Raw genomic sequence first — 16,852 nt, 5'->3', positions numbered from 1 at the left:
TAAATCTTTGATGAAAGCATTTATTGATAAAGAGAAGAAGAGTGGATACCTGGGTATCTTATTTACACTCGTATTTGGTTTCATATTCAGTACAATGTTCACACCATTTATCGGCATCCCTGCAGCTTTATTTGCTGGTTTTATCATTCACAATGTTGAAGATGCTGAAGAAGAATAATTTAAAGAATCAAGGAGTCTAAATCATGAAAAAAGAGATATTAGAATGGATTATTGCTATCGCTGTTGCGCTTATCATTGTAGGTTTAGTACAGAAATTCCTGTTTACTTCCTATACCGTCTCAGGGGAGTCTATGCATCCTACTTTTGAAGATAGAGATAAAGTTATGGTGAGTCGAATTTCTAAAACATTAAACCATATTAATTCAGGTGATGTAGTCATTTTTCATGCGACAAAGAAAGATGACTATATTAAACGTTTAATCGGTAAACCCGGAGATACAGTTGAGTATAAGAAAGACCAATTGTATTTAAATAATAAGAAGGTTTCAGAACCTTATTTAAATTACAATAAGAAACATAAAGTCGGTGAATATTTAACTGAGAACTTTAAATCGAAGAATCTTAAAGGCGCCAATGGACATATGAAAATTCCTAAAGATAAATATTTAGTCTTAGGTGATAACCGACAAAACAGTATTGATAGCCGTCGAGATGTGGGCTTAATCGATAAAGATCAACTTGTTGGTAAAGTATTATTTAGATATTGGCCGTTGAATCAATGGAAAGGTGGATTTAATCCAGGTACTTTCCCTAATTAATATAAATATGCCTCTTAGCAATGTAGACTACCCTCAACTCAGGGAGGTCTTGCTAAGAGGCTTTTTTAAATGGTTATCCTCTATTCGTCTTCTACATTCTTACCAACAGCTTCCCATCTTAAAGCGGTCGTGATAATTAAACCAACGAGCGGTACGATAGCTAGAATTAACATAGTATTTGTTAAACCTACAGCTGCAAGTATGATTGGGAATACGAAAGTCCCGATTATACTACCCGTACGACTCACAGATTCTACGAAACCGGTAGCTTGCGAACGTAAATATGTAGGAAATGATAAAGCAGCAATCGTCTTACCTTGTGTACCCGGACCACCAGAGTGCCCGAATAAGAATAGAGCGATGAAGAACGTGTTAATGATCATTGGTAAGCTGTGATAGAACACGCCTGTCATGACCATTGCAATCAAGACGAGACTGAAACCAATCATGGTTAAGCGACGTGTGCCCACTTTGTAAGTGAGTTGCGATCCTACGTAAGCTCCGATAATACCTGCTATGTTAACGATGGCTGTTCCTAGTAAGACGCCTAATTTATCTTTACTTATAATGTAAGTTGCAATAATTGGTATGTATAATCCCACGCCATAGTATTGCATCCCTTGCAATGTTGAAATTGAAGTTGCTAAGACAATTCTTTTTAAATATTTAGGCTTAAATAGTTCAGTTGTTGATGGTTTTGAAGATTTATTTTCGGAAAATGAAGTTCCGTTACCCTCTAGCTTAAGATTTACATCATAATTATTTCTTACATATTCAGTAGCCTCTTTCAATGTATGATGATTAATGATCCATGTTGGACTCTCTTTCAAATATTTGATACGTAAAATGTAAAGCACGAGAGCAATGAATGCACCAAAGCCTACTGCAAATCTCCATAAATGTTCGCCTGTACCCATAACAAAGAATGCAATAACCACAAGTGCAGATACGACAATCGCTACGTACCAAACAACTTGCCAGTAGTTGACGTTACGGCCTTTCTGCCATTTATTACTGATTTCTGCGATAAAAGTGAAGGCAACAGGACTGTCCATACCGATAGCGAAGCCCATAATGAAGCGACATGTAAGTAAAATAAAGAGATTTGGAGCAAGTGATGCACCTAAAGAAGTAATCACAAGAATAAGTAAAGATACGGATAAAATACGTTTACGACCAAATTTATGTGCGAGGGAGCCACCGAGAATTGCACCAAAAAGTGCTCCGATAGGTAAAGAGGTCATGACAACTGAAAGCATTGTTGGAGACAAATGAAATTGTTTCGTGAGTTGATCGGTCATAGTTCCTAAAATTGTGATGTCATAAGCATCTAAAAAGATCGTTCCCAATATCATGAAAAGTAGAATTTTAGATGTGTGTTTCTGATCTGCATGATCAATAATTCTAAATAAATCATTTTTAGATTTTACGATTTCCATATTATCATTCCCTTACATTTTTTGTCTTTTTAAGCGTAATTGAGTGTCATTAAGTTAAAATTAACCTAAGTTTAAAATTTTATTAACATTACTCACACAATCAATTAAAAATTGTGGATAACTTTATGGATAGATATTGCATAACCCACATTTATCAACGTTTAAAGGTAAATTAGGAGTTATCCACATAATATGATAAGATGTTGATAATTTCCAGAATTGTGCGAAAAATACATCAAATGACTATTCAAAACTAAGAAATGAAGAATGGATCCAGGGCGTATGCTTAGATAGTGATGTTTATGATTTATTCAAGAAAGAGTATCTACAATTGAAAAGGGAAGGTCATTAAAAAAGACAGGATTTGTACATCCTGTCTTTTTAGTAATTTAGAATTGAATGAGGAATCATTTTATTTAGTTATTGTTTGAACGAAATTTTCATATTTATTGAAATTAAAGTTCTTTCTTATTAAAGGTACTTATAGATAATTTATAGGTCAAAGCAAAAGTTGCTAATCCTAAAATGCCAAAGACAACGAACACAAGTAAACTTCTTATATTACTTAACATTTCTACCATTGAATTATCATAATGTGCGGCTATAATAACTGCAAGGATATAGAAAATGAAGTATATGATAATCATAAAGAAGACAGTTACCATGATGATTGTGTTGGAATTTTCAGGACCAAATTTGAATGTTAATGGCAACATGGCGGAATAAATACCAGTACAACCAAGAGAAACAAGTGCGGAAATCAACGCCATATTGAAACTATGGGTAATGATTAATACAATCGGAAAACTAACCACCAATGCAATGATTATGACAATACAAAAAAGAAAATAGTAGCTCTTAACATAATCAGATCGTTTTATAGGTAGTGTAGAAACGTAATTCATCCATTTAGAATCTTTTTCTCGTTTAAAGTTATCTGCAATTGAAGAGATTAATAATGCAATTAAAATAAAACCGCTCATAGGTGGGCTTGCAAAAGTCATTACTACTGTAGCAATGATTCCAATAATTAAATAAGTAATTAATGGTTTCTTTGTTTCATAGAGAGTACTTAATACTAAACCTTTCATTATTTGTCACCTCGCATAACAATTTTAGTAGCATCATCAATATTGTTGATTTGTTTAGCTCCAGGCACTTCTTGATAATTGTTTACTAAGCTTATTCTGTTATGGTTGCGTTCTCTTGATGCGACCAGATATTCATTACAAATATTAAATGATTCCACTGGTTGCTCTACAATTCCATAATTTTTAAGTAATTCTTCTTTGTTTTCTTTTAAAATGATTTCCCCGTCTCTCATGAATACTAATTTATTTGCGAGTTGTTCAATATCTTCTGAAATATGTGATGAAATTAATATTCCATTACCTTCGTTTGTATAATCTTCAAGAATTTCAATCACTTGTTCTCGACCTGAAACATCCATTCCAGCAGTTGCTTCATCAAGAATAAGCAATTTAGAATCATGAGCCATCGCTATTGATAAAGCCGTTTTCATTCTCATGCCTCGTGAAAAGGTGTTAACTTTATTCTGCGTTGGTAATTCAAATTCTTTAATTAGTGAAAAGAATTCCTCGCTATTCCAAGTGCGATATATATTTGCAAATACTTTATCTACAGATGTGAGCGTTAATTTATTAGGTACTCTTAAATCATCAAAGACGACGCCAATGTGCTCTTTATATGTATTATCTTCTTCGTCGACTTCTTCGTCGAAAAAGCTGATTTTACCGTTATCTTTATGTCTATTTCCTACAATTGTATTAATGAGTGTAGACTTACCTGAACCGTTCTTACCAATTAAACCGACAACTTCCCCAGGCTTAATTGAGAAAGAAATGTTTGAAAGATGAAATTCTGACTGATTATAAGACTTATTTAGATGATTAATTTCTAAAAGCTTTTCCATTCATATTTCCCCCTTATTAAATGACAATTTAACTGTGTTTATAGAAACGAATAAGTTTAGAAAAATAAGTATAAATATTATAGATAAATAGAATAATTAAGATAAATACACCTATTGTTTGATTTTCGTTAGTGGCTAAAGAAAAGAAACCTAATATAATAATTCCAGTCATGAGTAAATAGATATTTATACAAAAGACTTTGTACATAGACTGGAGTATGATATGTTTTTCACCTTCATCATATAGGTTTAAAACTTTTTCAGTATAGTTTTTTTCTCCCAATTTTGGATAACGTGGGTCAAATTTTTGTACGAAGAACCCAATCATTAATGATGGTATGATTGTAAACAAATAAGGTATTAGGGCATATAAAAGAACTTTATCATTACCGTTACCTAAAACGATGAAGAACAAGCTGATAAAACTTATGATAAGTTCAACATAATAAATAATATGTGCTTTATTAAAGTTAAGGTTCGCACTTTTTTCATAATAATCTACTAAATCATCTTCAATATCTTCAGTAACTTTCTTTTTATATTTGAGTGCATTGTTCTGAATAATATATAAATATAAAGTCAAAATAATATTAATGATGGTTGCTAATCCGACAATAATTAGGACTGTCTTTACATTTGAAAAATGAGTGATTCTCAAAAGATTATTTGTATTGATTACTCCAATTGACATTCCTATAAAGCCACCTATTACTCCTCCTATTAGTATTAGTAATAAGTATCTTCCTACTTTCATAAGTCTCCCTCCTCAATAATAAAAATATTTTCTACTGGTTCGTTAAAAATTTTGGCTATTTTTATAGCGGTTAAAATAGATGGAGTGAAATCATTACGCTCAATTAATGAGACAGTTTGTCTGGAAATGCCTGCTTTTTTAGCAAGTTGTGTCTGGTTATATCCGTCTCTTGCACGTAATTCTTTAAGTCGATTTCGCAATTTCTATCAACTCCTTACACACATAACATATATTACTTTTGTCATTTTGACAAGTATATTAGTCAAAATGACGTAAATGAATGTCAAAAATCTTCAAATAAGTTTAGTCAAATGTAGAGTAGCTTATCTAGTAAGTGAAATGATAAAAGATTAAAACGCTGGTTATAGAAGCGTTCTTAAATTAAATTAACCGATAAATCATTTGTAAATTGAGGCTATCTCATTATTTAGATAAATTAAAACAAATGTATTTTGGAAATGTATATATTTTGTTAATATATCTATTGTTATGAAATCCGGGAGGTGCAAGTGGTGAGTTTTTATAACTTCATGAAAAACTATGAAGGTGAGAAGAGTCATTTTGGTGACTTATTTGAAGGTATGAAAGATATCGATTTTCCTAAAGATGTCTCTAGTCCTAGAGATATTATTGATAGATTTCAACATTGGCTTGAAGAACCGAGCTTACATGACACGATTCATCAAGCTATTGAGTCATATGAGCAACAGTAACAATTTTAATCGTAATTTATATTTATCATACGGGCTAACATTCCATCATTAGAACGCTAATGTAAGGGAAAAGGCGTCAACGTTAATATAAAAGACTTTCAGGGAGTGTTGATCATGAACAATCTACACAATATTAGAGTGAAAAATAATTTAGAAATTAAAGAGCTTGTAGAAGACATAAATAAAAAATTTGGTACTCAATATGAAGTGCATCATATTTGGGAATGGGAAAATGGTGAAAATGAACCCAAAATGGAAGATGCACTTGTGTTAGGTAAATATTTTGATGTTCCACACCAAGAATTTCTAGATAGCGAAATGAAAAAGTTAAAAGATTCATTTGATGATGTATCCATCAATAAATAATTAAACAAATATAAAGGAAAGTAAGTATCCCTCTCAATTCATAATAAGAATCAAAAAAATTATTTCTCGCCTTTGTATTCATAACATCGTAAAGGAAACCAAGACGAAGTAGTTATATCAGTGATTAACAATGCGGTCAGTCTACCCGGCCTATTTAAACTGAACTATTTCATCTTGGTTTCCTCTTTTTATATCATTTTCAATCAATTAAATATCAATGTCCTCATTCACTCGATTTCAAATCTCACCGTCAAAGGGTCAGTCTAAATGTGAATCATCACATGATTAGGTATAGATTAAACACAATTATTTGTCGATACATGTGTTGTCTCTGGAAAAATTAATTATAATTTTGTACTATTGTCAGTAATGAGTGGGCACGCGCTAAGTATGATAAACATGCTTATACGACGTTCTCAAAGACGGTTAATGATATATAATTTTTAATACAGAAAGATGTTACCGTTTCATTTATAAGGGGAAGATGCATGTTAACGACATGTGGTTCGACCCCCATTTTCATAAGGATAAAAAGAAAATAAGGAGATGAATAGATATGACACGAGTAGTTCTAGCAGAAGCATACCGCACACCTATAGGCGTATTTGGAGGTGCCTTCAAAGATATCCCTGCGTATGACTTGGGCGCAACAGTAATTAAACACATCGTAAAAAGTAGTGGCATCGACCCAAAAGAAGTCAATGAGGTTATTCTAGGCAATGTCTTACAAGCAGGACAAGGTCAAAATCCTGCACGCATTGCTTCCATTAAAGGCGGATTATCTGAGGCCACGCCATCATTCACAGTCAATAAAGTCTGTGGTTCTGGAATGAAGGCTATTCAACTTGCTTATCAATCTATCGCAGCTGGCGATAATGAGGTTGTGATAGCAGGTGGTATGGAGAGTATGTCTCAATCACCAATGCTATTAAAAAATAGTCGATTTGGATTTAAAATGGGCAATCAAGCGTTAGAAGACAGCATGGTAAGTGATGGATTAACAGATAAATTTAACGACTATCATATGGGAATTACGGCAGAGAATTTAGTTGAAAAATATGGTATCACTCGAGAAGAGCAAGATCAATTTGCTGCGCACTCTCAACAAAAGGCTGAACATGCACAAGAAACAGGTGGATTCGATGCTGAAATTGTGCCAGTAGAAGTGCCTCAACGTAAAGGGGAGCCAGTGGTTGTGTCACAAGATGAAGGGATTCGTCCGGGTACGACAGCTGAGAAGTTAAGTCATTTACGTCCTGCATTTAAGAAAGATGGATCTGTTACAGCTGGAAATGCATCAGGTATTAATGATGGTGCTGCAGCAATGTTAGTTATGACTGAAGAGAAAGCGAAAGCACTTGGTGTGAAGCCGATTGCGGTGTTAGAGAGTTTCGGAACAAGTGGTGTAGATCCATCCGTTATGGGAATTGGTCCTGTTGAAGCGGTACGTCAAGCATTGAAACGTTCAGGTAAAACGGCGTCTGATATCGACGTGTTTGAACTTAATGAAGCCTTTGCTTCTCAATCATTAGCAGTTGACCGAGAATTACAATTGCCACAAGATAAGGTGAATGTTAAAGGTGGCGCGATTGCATTAGGTCATCCTATTGGTGCATCTGGTGCTCGTATATTAGTTACTTTATTACATCAACTGAATGAGACGACTCAAAATGGTCTCGCTTCATTATGTATCGGTGGCGGTCAAGGTATTGCTACTCTCGTATCTCATTATGACGCGAAATAATAAAACAAGCTGTAAGTGTATGTCACCGCGACATCGCTTACAGCTTGTTTGTTTTATTTATGAAATTAGGAAGGTTTAATAATGCGATGACGTAATGAATGGCTCTTCCATTAACGATCGCTACAGGCAAAAGACTTTGTTCCCCCTTTTAAATGCATTTTATACATTTATTTCTTTGGCAAGCCGGCTCAAAGCTTACCAAAGTTGTGGGGGACATGCGTCACGTTGATGTACTCGATAATTGAAAAATTTGAGTTACTTGCTTAAATGATTGCTCATTTATGGTTTGATTGCGAATGCTCTGACAGGAAACCCTGGGGCATCTTTAGGTTTTGGACTAATCGCATAGATAATTGCGCCACGCGTAGGTAATTGATCTAAGTTTGTTAATAATTCTAACTGGAAGGTATCTTTGCCTAGAATGTAACGTTCACCTACAATATCTCCGTTTTTAGCGGTGTCCACAGAAGCATCGGTATCAAATGTTTCATGACCAATGGATTTCACGCCACGTTCTTCGATAAGAAATTTTAACGCATCTAGACCCCAGCCAGGTAAGTGTTGATTGCCATTGGCGTCTTTATTTTCAAATTGGTCAATATCTGGCCAGCGTTTAGACCAGTCTGTGCGTAGAGCTACAAATGTACCAGGTTCAATTTGACCATTGTGACTTTCCCATTCTTCAAGGTGCTGTCTAGTTACGACGAAATCGGCATTCTCTGAAGCCTCTGTAGAGTAGTCTAGGACGATGAGTGGTAAGACCAATTCTTTCAAGTCTAACTCTTCTAAGTATCTTCGATTTTCCACAAAATGAATCGGCGCGTCGATATGCGTACCATATTGTGTAACGATACTCCATCGTTGAACGTAGAAACCATGTTCTTTGACGTTAAAGAGTGTCGATACTTCACCTTTTTCAAATTCACTAAAGCGAGGAATCTCAGGATCGAAAGTATGTGTTAAGTCGACCCATTGTGCCTCTTTAAGTTGATTCAGTTGGTCCCATAAAGGATAGTTTGTCATAAGCATCACCTCTAAATGATATTATGCTGTTGTTGCGCCATTTTCTTGACGTTTCTTCTTCACTGCGTTAACTAAGACAGTTAAGGCATCTTTTACTTCGTCTTCTTTACGCGTTTTAAGGCCACAGTCTGGATTAACCCAGAAGAGTGAGCGGTCAATTTGTTGTAAAGAACGATTGATAGCTGTAGTAATCTCTGCTTCAGTTGGAATACGTGGACTGTGAATATCATAAACGCCTAATCCAATACCTAAATCGTAATTGATGTCTTCAAAGTCTTTAATTAAATCACCGTGACTACGTGATGTTTCGATTGAAATAACATCTGCATCTAAGTCATGGATAGCATGAATGATTTGTCCAAATTGAGAATAGCACATATGTGTATGAATTTGTGTTTCATCATGTACGGATGACGTTGCTAACTTAAATGAGTTAACCGCGTCTTTCAGGTATTGTTCATGGTATTCAGAACGTAATGGTAATCCTTCACGTAATGCGGGCTCATCTACTTGAATGACTTTAATACCTGCTTCTTCAAGCGCTAACACTTCTTCATCGATCGCTAATGCGATTTGGTCTTGAACGACCTTACGTGGGACGTCTACACGTTCGAAGGACCAGTTTAAGATTGTGACAGGGCCAGTGAGCATCCCTTTTACAGGTTTGTCAGTTAAACTTTGTGCGTAAACCGTTTCTTTCACTGTTAATGGTGCTGTCCATTTTACGTCGCCATATATCACTGGTGGTTTAACGGCACGTGAACCGTATGATTGTACCCAACCAAACTTAGTTACTAAGAAGCCTTGAAGCTTTTCGCCGAAGAATTCAACCATGTCATTACGTTCAAATTCTCCATGTACGAGTACGTCTAAACCGATGTCTTCTTGTATTTTAATCCAACGGGCAATTTCATTTTGTAAGAAGTCTTGATATTCAGCATCTGTAATACGATGATTCTTCCAATCTGCACGGTATTTACGTACTTCACGTGTTTGAGGGAATGAACCTATTGTTGTTGTTGGTAAATCTGGTAAATTTAAGCGCTCATATTGTTTTTGTTTACGTACTGAGAATGGTGACTTACGACTTGTAGGAACGCTATCGAAGTCGTATTCAAGATTTTTAAATGATTGGCTTTGGAAACGTTCGTAACGCGCTTTAAGTTCGTCATATTTAGCGCTATCACCATTATTGAATAAACGGCGTAAGGCATCTAATTCATCTAACTTTTCAGTAGCAAAACTTAATCCTTCTGCAATAGATTCGTCTAATGTTTCATCATCTAATGAAACAGGCACGTGTAATAAAGATGATGATGGTTGAATGACTAATTGGTTTGTATGTTGTTGTAGCGTTTCGATTAATTGCTTTTTAGATTCAACGTCTGCAGCCCACACATTACGACCATCAATAATACCTGCATAAAGTGTCTTGCTTGAATCGAAGTCTCCAGCTTTAATTTGTTTTAAGTTATAACCGTTGTCATGAACAAAGTCTAAACCTAAGCCGCCAACTGGCAATGTGCTTAAGAATTTTAAGTGTACACGTTCAAAGTATGTTTGGATGACTAACTTTTCACCTAAACCAGCTTGAGCGAAGTAATCATAAGCTTCTTTAGTGATATTCTCATAGCTTTCACTATCATCAGTGACTAAGATAGGTTCATCGATTTGAATGTATTCGGCACCGGCATGAATCAGTGATTCTAGTACTTCTTTATAAAGTGGAAGCAAAGTTTGAACTTTCTCTTCAAATGATTGGTTGCCACCTTTAGAAAGTTTGACGAAAGTAATTGGGCCAACGATAACTGGATGGGCATTAACATTGATAGATTGGGCGTATTTAAAGCGTTCGAGTAATGTGTTTTTCTCTACTTTAGGTTCTACATTATCCCATTCAGGCACGATATAGTGATAGTTAGTGTTAAACCATTTGATGAGTGCACTCGCTACATGTTCTTTATTACCGCGGGCGATATCGAACAATAAATCATCATTCACTTCACGACCTTGGAAACGTTCTGGAATAATATTAAATAATAAAGATGTATCAAGAATGTGGTCATATAATGAGAAATCTCCTACAGGGATACTGTCTAAATTGTAATTCTTTTGAAGTAAGAGGTTCTCTTTGTGTAAATCAGTCAGTGTTTGATCTAATTCAGCCTTATCGATTTTGTGAGCCCAGTAGCTTTCAATCGCTTTTTTCCATTCTCTTTTTCTACCTAATCTTGGGAATCCTAAGTTTGAAGTTTTAATTGTTGTCATAATATTGCCTCCTTGTTAGCAGTAATAGATTTAGAATATGCTGCGAGTTCTAATGAATAATCTACCTTTTGAAAAGGTGTGATAATGTACAAACCGTTAAAGTATTCATGTACTGTATCGATGAGTTCTTTAGAGAGTCTTAAACTTAATTCTTTCGTTTTTTCCTTATCATCTTTAACAGCTTTAAATTGGTTAAGTACATCTTCTGACATTTTTATGCCTGGCACTTCGTTATGTAGAAAAAGTGCATTGTTATAACTGGCTATAGGCATAATGCCAATGAAGAACGGTGTATTTAGATGTTTCGTTTCTTCATAAACTTGTTTTATTTTTTCTTTGCTATAAACGGGCTGAGTAATGAAATAACTCATACCGCTTGCAACTTTTTTCTCAAGTCGTTTAACGGCACCGTCAAGTTTTCGTACGTTTGGATCAAACGCACCAGCGATGTTGAAGTTGGTATGTTTCTTCAGCGCATCACCATCCGTGTTAATACCTTGGTTAAATCTCAGTGCAAGTTCTGTTAGACCTTTCGAATTCACGTCATACACGTTGGTTGCACCTGGTAAATGTCCCACTTTAGAAGGATCACCAGTAATGGCTAGAATTTCATTAACACCGATGAGTGAGAGGCCTAAGAGGTGAGATTGAAGCCCTATAAGGTTTCTATCACGACATGTGACATGAACGAGTGGTTCAATATCATAACGTTGTTTGATTAAACTTGCTGCTGCGATATTACTGACTCGAACTGTTGCAAGGGAATTATCAGCCAACGTAACCGCGTCAATACCTGCTTCATCTAATTTTCCGACGTTGTCGAAGAAAGTATCTGTGTCTAAATGTTTCGGCGTATCTAGTTCGACAATTACAGTCGGTCCATTCTTAACTTTGGTAGTAAGATTTTGTTTCATCACGCTCGTTGGTTTACGATTTGATTTCTTCGTGATGGGAATCACTTTTTTATCTTTTACAGGTGTTAAACCTTGAACGGCTGATTTAATGTAGCGGATGTGCTCAGGTGTCGTGCCACAACAGCCACCGATAAGTCTCACGCCTTCGTTGATGAGTTCTTGTGCGACGTCGCCGAAATATTGCGCATTGTCACTATATTTAAATTCACTATTTTCAATATCTAGTAGACTTGCATTTGGATAACATGATAAATATGCCTGTTCAGGCAGCTCTATATGTGAAAATGAACGCTGCATATGGTGTGGACCATGGTGACAGTTAAGACCAACAACGTCAGCACCACACTCAACGAGTTGTTTAAGTGCCTCGTTTATTTCAGTGCCATCGACTAAATAATTGGTGTTAGAAGCAGTCAATTGCGCAATGATAGGAATGTTATATTTTCTGCGTGTTGCGACTACAATATTTTTCAATTCGTCTAAGTCGTAATAAGTTTCAAACAATAGAGCGTCTACGCCTTCATTGATTAAGGTATCGATTTGAAGTTCTGTATGATATTGAATCGTTGATAAACTTATTTCTTCTTGTCTCACACCTCTAAAGCCACCTACAGTACCAAGAATAAATGTGTCCTCATTGGCAGCGCGTTTAGCAATTTGTACAGCTGCTTTATGAATTTCTCTGACACGATGTTCTAAGCCGAAGTTTTTAAGCTTTTCGAAATTAGCACCGTATGTGTTGGTTTGGATCACGTCCGCGCCAGCCTCGATATATGAGCGATGGATGTGTTCTACCTTGTCTGGATGAGTAAGGTTGTACGCTTCAGGGCAAGTGTCGAGCCCTTCTGAGTATAGTATTGTACCGATAGCTCCATCAGCTACCAAAACGTTGTTCTGTAAATGTTTCAGAAATTGACTCATTGAAAGCCTCCTTTAAAGCGTAGTTAAAATCTGCGATGATTTCTTCAGGATCTTCAAGTCCCACACTTAAGCGGAATAAACCGAAAGTAATTCCTCTTTCTTGTCTTACAGCTTCTGGCACAGCTGCATGTGACATTGTTGCTGGGTGAGAAAGAATGGTTTCAACACCACCAAGACTGACCGATACAAGTGGTAATGTGAGTGATTCTACAAATGCTTGTGCTTTAGATTCATCTTTCAATCTAAATCCGATAACAGCTCCACCTGTGGAAGCTTGTCTTAAATGGATCGGGTTATTTCCTGGGTAATAAACTTCTGCGATTTCTTCACGCTGACTTAAGAATTCAACTAAGCGTTCAGCATTTGACACAGATTGTTTAAATCTTACCGGTAATGTTTTAAGATGTTTCGCCAGAGCCCAACTATCATGTGCAGAGAGTGCTGTGCCAGTACCGTTTTGTAATAAATAAAGTGCTTCTGCAATATCTTTACGATTTGTGATTGCTGCACCTGCAATGAGATCACTATGACCACCTAAGAATTTAGTTGCGCTATGAACCACGATATCTGCCCCTAAGGCTAATGGTGATTGACCAAGAGGTGTCATAAATGTATTATCCACTGCTAAGCGTAGGTTATTTTGTTTAGCGATTCTTGCTACTGCTCGTATATCTGTAATTTTGAAAAGTGGATTCGATGGTGTTTCTACATAAATAAGTTTAGTATTCGTTTGAATGGCATTTTCAATTTCAAGATTATTTGTAGCGTTTACCGTCGTAAATTCGATATTAAAACGATTTAAAATTTGTTCAGTGAGTCGAAATGTACCGCCGTATACGTCATCAGGAAGGATAACGTGATCGCCTGACTGAAGCGTCAGTAATACTGCAGTAATTGCTGCTATTCCAGATGCATATGCAAAAGCATAGTTCCCGTCTTCTAGACGTGCGAGTTTTTCTTCTAAAAGAGTGCGATTTGGATTTCCACTCCTTGCGTAATCATATTGAGTATCGCCACCTAGTACTTTTTGGTGAAAGGTTGACGAATCATATAATGGTGGATTAGCTGAGTGATATTCTTGTCCTCTGCGTGAATCAAAAATGACTTCTGTTTCTATAGATAAACTCATGAAATCACTCCTACTTTAGAATTTTCTAATGCTTGAATAATATCTATTTCGATATCGTTATAATCTTCAATACCTACAGAAAGACGAATAAGATGTTCGTCGATGCCTCGTTTATCCTTTTCTGCATCAGGCATGTCTACATGTGTTTGTGTATAAGGGAAGGTAATGAACGTTTCTGTTCCACCTAGACTTTCTGCGAATATGCAGACGTTTATATTTTCCAGAAATTTAGCAACGCTATAGGCTTTATTCAGTCTTAAACTTAGCATTCCAGTGCGACCACTATAGAGTACTTCGTCAATGGATTCAGTGTGACGACATCTTTCAGCGAGTCGTTGCGCATTTTCTTGAGAACGATCAATACGAAGGTGTAGGGTCTTTAGTCCTCTTTGAAGCAGGTAACTATCTAGAGGAGACAGTGTTGCGCCTATCATGTTATGAAATTGACCAAGTTGTTCTGCTAAATGTTCATCTTTTACTGTGACGACGCCGGCTAGTACATCGTTATGTCCACCAATGTATTTCGTTGCCGAGTGGAGCACGATATCTGCGCCTTCTTCAAGTGGCGTTGAAAGATATGGCGTTAAAAAAGTATTGTCTATGATTGTTAATAATTTATGTTTCTTACTTAGTACGTAATAAGGCTCAACGTCGATTTCTATCATTTGTGGATTTGAAATGGGTTCAATGAATAATGCTTTTGTTTGTGGTGTGAGATTTTTTTCAACATCTTCATAATCTAAGAAATCTACATATTTAAATTTCACACCGTATTGTTGTTCGTAGAAATCGAAGAGTCGGAATGTACCTCCATATAAATCAAATGCTACGAGAACTTCATCACCAGGTTTGAAGATGTTACATACAAGTTGAATTGCTGCCATACCACTAGAAGTGGCGAAAGAGGCGATGCCCTTTTCAAGTTTTGCAAATGCTTCTTCAAATGCAGTGCGTGTAGGATTCTTTGTACGTGTGTAATCGTATCCTGTTGACTGACCTAGATGAGGATGTTGGTATGCGGTAGATAAATAAATTGGATTGGCAATAGCGCCAGTATGGTCGTGTGTTAGAGCGATTTGAGCTAATTCAGTATCCTTCATTACTAGACCCTCCTAATATAAAAAAATAAAAAAAGCTTCCGTCCTTTAAACCCGAGTAAATCGGATGTAAAGGACGAAAGCTTCGGTTTCGCGGTACCACCTTTGTTTGTCACTTTATTGCTAAAGTGACCTCTATCAGTACGCCATCATGTAGGAAATGGTTACATGTTTGGAAGTGCCAATACATTCACAATCTTAATCGCTACGTTAAATCATTGAGTTAAATAAAAACTCATTTAGTCTTTTGAAAGATTAAATGAGTATTAACGATTAGTTGTGACGGTAGTAATTCCAGTACGCCATTCAACATCAATGTTAATACTGTATCGCTGTAACGGGCGAACCCGTTGATACCTCATATTGGTATCAACACTCCAAGGCCATTTTCAAACTTTCTTTCAATGCCTTCTCTCAGCTTATGAAGACTCTCTGTATTAGCAGTGTAAGTTCTACTTTCCTTTTTACAGTGTGTAAAATGTTTCGTTTTGTAATTGTTAATACATAGATTACATACTGGAAAATGATTTGTCAACAACTTTTCTGAAAATTTAGATTAAATAGTTAATTTAGGGAGTAGTAGGAAGGTTTAGGAATGAACGTTGAAGTTTGTTAAAAAGTTTCGGAAGGATGTGGAAAAATCTTAAAACGCTTGTACAATGAGATTGAAATTTTTAAAATAGTAAGTGATGTGTTGAAATAGGAAGTTGGACAGAAAATAGTTGAGCAAAATTAATTTCTTTGTCCCGAACCCAACTTGCATTGTTTGCAGAATTTCTAAAAAATTTTTTGTTGGGGATTCGCTAGTAAGGTTGGTTAGGATTAAGAGGAACTTGATATCAGTGCACTTTCAATTCAGATATCTACTGCCAATATGTTAAACATTTATAGAAAGATGTGAAAATATGACACAGGAAGAAGATCAACGTTTGCAACTTGAAAGTAACGAACACGTGCAAAATATAGCTATTGATTTAATTAAACCGAATCCTTATCAACCACGAAAGACATTCGATGAGGAGAAATTGCAAGATTTGGCGAAATCAATTGAGCAACACGGTATTCTTCAACCGATTGTATTAAGAAAAACAATCCAAGGGTTCTATATTGTGGTGGGTGAACGAAGATTCCGAGCATCTCAAATCGCTGGACTAAGAGAGATCCCTGCAATAGTTAAAGAACTATCAGATGAAGATATGATGGAACTAGCTATTATTGAGAATTTACAACGGGAAGATTTAAATGCGATTGAAGAAGCTGAAAGTTATAAAAAGTTGATGTCGGATTTAAACATTACACAACAACAGGTTGCACAACGATTAGGTAAGTCTCGACCATATATTGCCAATATGCTAAGATTGCTTCATTTACCTTCAGAAATTATGACAATGGTTAGAGAAGGAGAATTATCTGGGGCACACGGCCGTACCCTCTTATCATTAAAAGACGCTTCGAAGATGAAGAAGATAGGGAAGCAAGCCATCCGGGAGTCTTGGAGTGTAAGACAACTCGAGCAATATGTAAATACCTATTTACAGAATGATACGGTTCAACCAGAATCGAAGCAAAGTAAGAATAAGAAACCTAAATTTATTCAACAACAAGAAAGACAACTCAAAGAACGATATGGTTCTAGAGTTGATATTTCTACATCTAAGCATGTTGGTAAAATCACTTTTGAGTTTAAATCAGAAGAAGAATTTAAAAGACTGATTCAACAACTTAATGAAAAGTAATTGATTTCATGTGGTTTTTTAAAACTGTAGACTGAT

General features: G+C 35.8%; 16 protein-coding genes and 1 other annotated feature. Of the genes, 6 read left to right on the top strand and 10 right to left on the bottom strand.

The features are described from left to right. Window positions 1-10 precede the first annotated feature (10 nt). Complete coding sequence (locus JMUB898_RS12615; protein ID WP_002445103.1) at window positions 11-178, top strand: VraH family peptide resistance protein; 168 nt, start codon at window positions 11-13, stop codon at window positions 176-178. Window positions 179-203: 25 nt separating this feature from the next. Further along, the gene (gene lepB / locus JMUB898_RS12460) at window positions 204-779 is read left to right on the top strand and encodes a signal peptidase I (RefSeq protein ID WP_002445104.1); all 576 of its coding nucleotides are present in this window, start codon (window positions 204-206) and stop codon (window positions 777-779) included. An 80-nt stretch (window positions 780-859) separates the two neighbouring features. Here the strand turns inward: lepB and JMUB898_RS12455 are convergent, their stop codons facing one another. From JMUB898_RS12455 to JMUB898_RS12435, 5 genes are all read right to left on the bottom strand, one after another. After that, a complete protein-coding gene (locus JMUB898_RS12455; RefSeq protein ID WP_002445105.1) occupies window positions 860-2,218 on the bottom strand; it encodes an MFS transporter in 1,359 nt (452 codons plus the stop codon). 455 nt (window positions 2,219-2,673) lie between these two features. Next, window positions 2,674-3,309 carry an ABC-2 transporter permease gene (locus JMUB898_RS12450; RefSeq protein ID WP_002445106.1) on the bottom strand — a complete coding sequence of 212 codons (636 nt, stop codon included), beginning with the start codon at window positions 3,307-3,309 and terminating at the stop codon, window positions 2,674-2,676. Beyond that, a complete protein-coding gene (locus JMUB898_RS12445; protein WP_002445108.1) occupies window positions 3,309-4,151 on the bottom strand; it encodes an ABC transporter ATP-binding protein in 843 nt (280 codons plus the stop codon). Before JMUB898_RS12445 ends, JMUB898_RS12450 begins: the two co-directional genes overlap by 1 nt. A 28-nt stretch (window positions 4,152-4,179) precedes the next feature. Continuing rightward, window positions 4,180-4,905 (bottom strand): DUF3169 family protein, encoded by a 726-nt coding sequence (locus JMUB898_RS12440; protein WP_002445111.1) that lies wholly within the window; start codon window positions 4,903-4,905, stop codon window positions 4,180-4,182. Further along, complete coding sequence (locus JMUB898_RS12435; protein WP_002445112.1) at window positions 4,902-5,105, bottom strand: helix-turn-helix transcriptional regulator; 204 nt, start codon at window positions 5,103-5,105, stop codon at window positions 4,902-4,904. Before JMUB898_RS12435 ends, JMUB898_RS12440 begins: the two co-directional genes overlap by 4 nt. Window positions 5,106-5,417: 312 nt before the next feature. Between JMUB898_RS12435 and JMUB898_RS12430 the strand changes: the two genes are divergently transcribed. From JMUB898_RS12430 to JMUB898_RS12420, 3 genes are all read left to right on the top strand, one after another. Next, the gene (locus JMUB898_RS12430; protein WP_037541787.1) at window positions 5,418-5,618 is read left to right on the top strand and encodes a YozE family protein; all 201 of its coding nucleotides are present in this window, start codon (window positions 5,418-5,420) and stop codon (window positions 5,616-5,618) included. 114 nt (window positions 5,619-5,732) lie between these two features. Beyond that, window positions 5,733-5,984, top strand: a complete 252-nt coding sequence (locus tag JMUB898_RS12425) for a helix-turn-helix domain-containing protein (protein ID WP_002445118.1) — start codon at window positions 5,733-5,735, stop codon at window positions 5,982-5,984. A gap of 556 nt (window positions 5,985-6,540) precedes the next feature. Continuing rightward, entirely contained in the window at window positions 6,541-7,728 is a 1,188-nt protein-coding gene (locus JMUB898_RS12420; RefSeq protein WP_002445120.1) for an acetyl-CoA C-acetyltransferase, read from the top strand. Window positions 7,729-8,007: 279 nt separating this feature from the next. Here JMUB898_RS12420 and JMUB898_RS12415 read toward each other — a convergent pair whose 3' ends face one another. The 5 genes from JMUB898_RS12415 to JMUB898_RS12395 are packed head-to-tail and all read right to left on the bottom strand — an operon-like array spanning window position 8,008 to window position 15,083. Beyond that, window positions 8,008-8,751 carry a cyclase family protein gene (locus tag JMUB898_RS12415; protein WP_037541788.1) on the bottom strand — a complete coding sequence of 248 codons (744 nt, stop codon included), beginning with the start codon at window positions 8,749-8,751 and terminating at the stop codon, window positions 8,008-8,010. Window positions 8,752-8,772: 21 nt separating this feature from the next. Then, entirely contained in the window at window positions 8,773-11,019 is a 2,247-nt protein-coding gene (metE, locus tag JMUB898_RS12410) for a 5-methyltetrahydropteroyltriglutamate--homocysteine S-methyltransferase (RefSeq protein WP_002445124.1), read from the bottom strand. Next, window positions 11,016-12,854, bottom strand: a complete 1,839-nt coding sequence (locus JMUB898_RS12405; RefSeq protein WP_002445126.1) for a bifunctional homocysteine S-methyltransferase/methylenetetrahydrofolate reductase — start codon at window positions 12,852-12,854, stop codon at window positions 11,016-11,018. Before JMUB898_RS12405 ends, metE begins: the two co-directional genes overlap by 4 nt. Continuing rightward, the gene (gene metC / locus JMUB898_RS12400) at window positions 12,808-13,983 is read right to left on the bottom strand and encodes a cystathionine beta-lyase MetC (protein ID WP_002445127.1); all 1,176 of its coding nucleotides are present in this window, start codon (window positions 13,981-13,983) and stop codon (window positions 12,808-12,810) included. Before metC ends, JMUB898_RS12405 begins: the two co-directional genes overlap by 47 nt. Next, window positions 13,980-15,083: a PLP-dependent transferase gene (locus JMUB898_RS12395; protein ID WP_002445129.1), complete on the bottom strand. Its 1,104-nt coding sequence runs from the start codon at window positions 15,081-15,083 to the stop codon at window positions 13,980-13,982. The genes metC and JMUB898_RS12395 overlap by 4 nt, the downstream gene beginning before the upstream one ends. Before the next feature lie 66 nt (window positions 15,084-15,149). After that, window positions 15,150-15,557: a binding site (T-box leader), on the bottom strand. Window positions 15,558-15,985: 428 nt separating this feature from the next. Between JMUB898_RS12395 and JMUB898_RS12385 the strand changes: the two genes are divergently transcribed. Then, a complete protein-coding gene (locus JMUB898_RS12385; protein WP_002445131.1) occupies window positions 15,986-16,816 on the top strand; it encodes a ParB/RepB/Spo0J family partition protein in 831 nt (276 codons plus the stop codon). Window positions 16,817-16,852 lie beyond the last annotated feature (36 nt).

The sequence above is a fragment of the Staphylococcus caprae genome (assembly GCF_003966625.1).
Lineage (GTDB): Bacteria > Bacillota > Bacilli > Staphylococcales > Staphylococcaceae > Staphylococcus > Staphylococcus caprae.
Note: the sequence above shows the minus strand (reverse complement) of the source record. Positions and strands in the feature narration are given on the sequence as shown.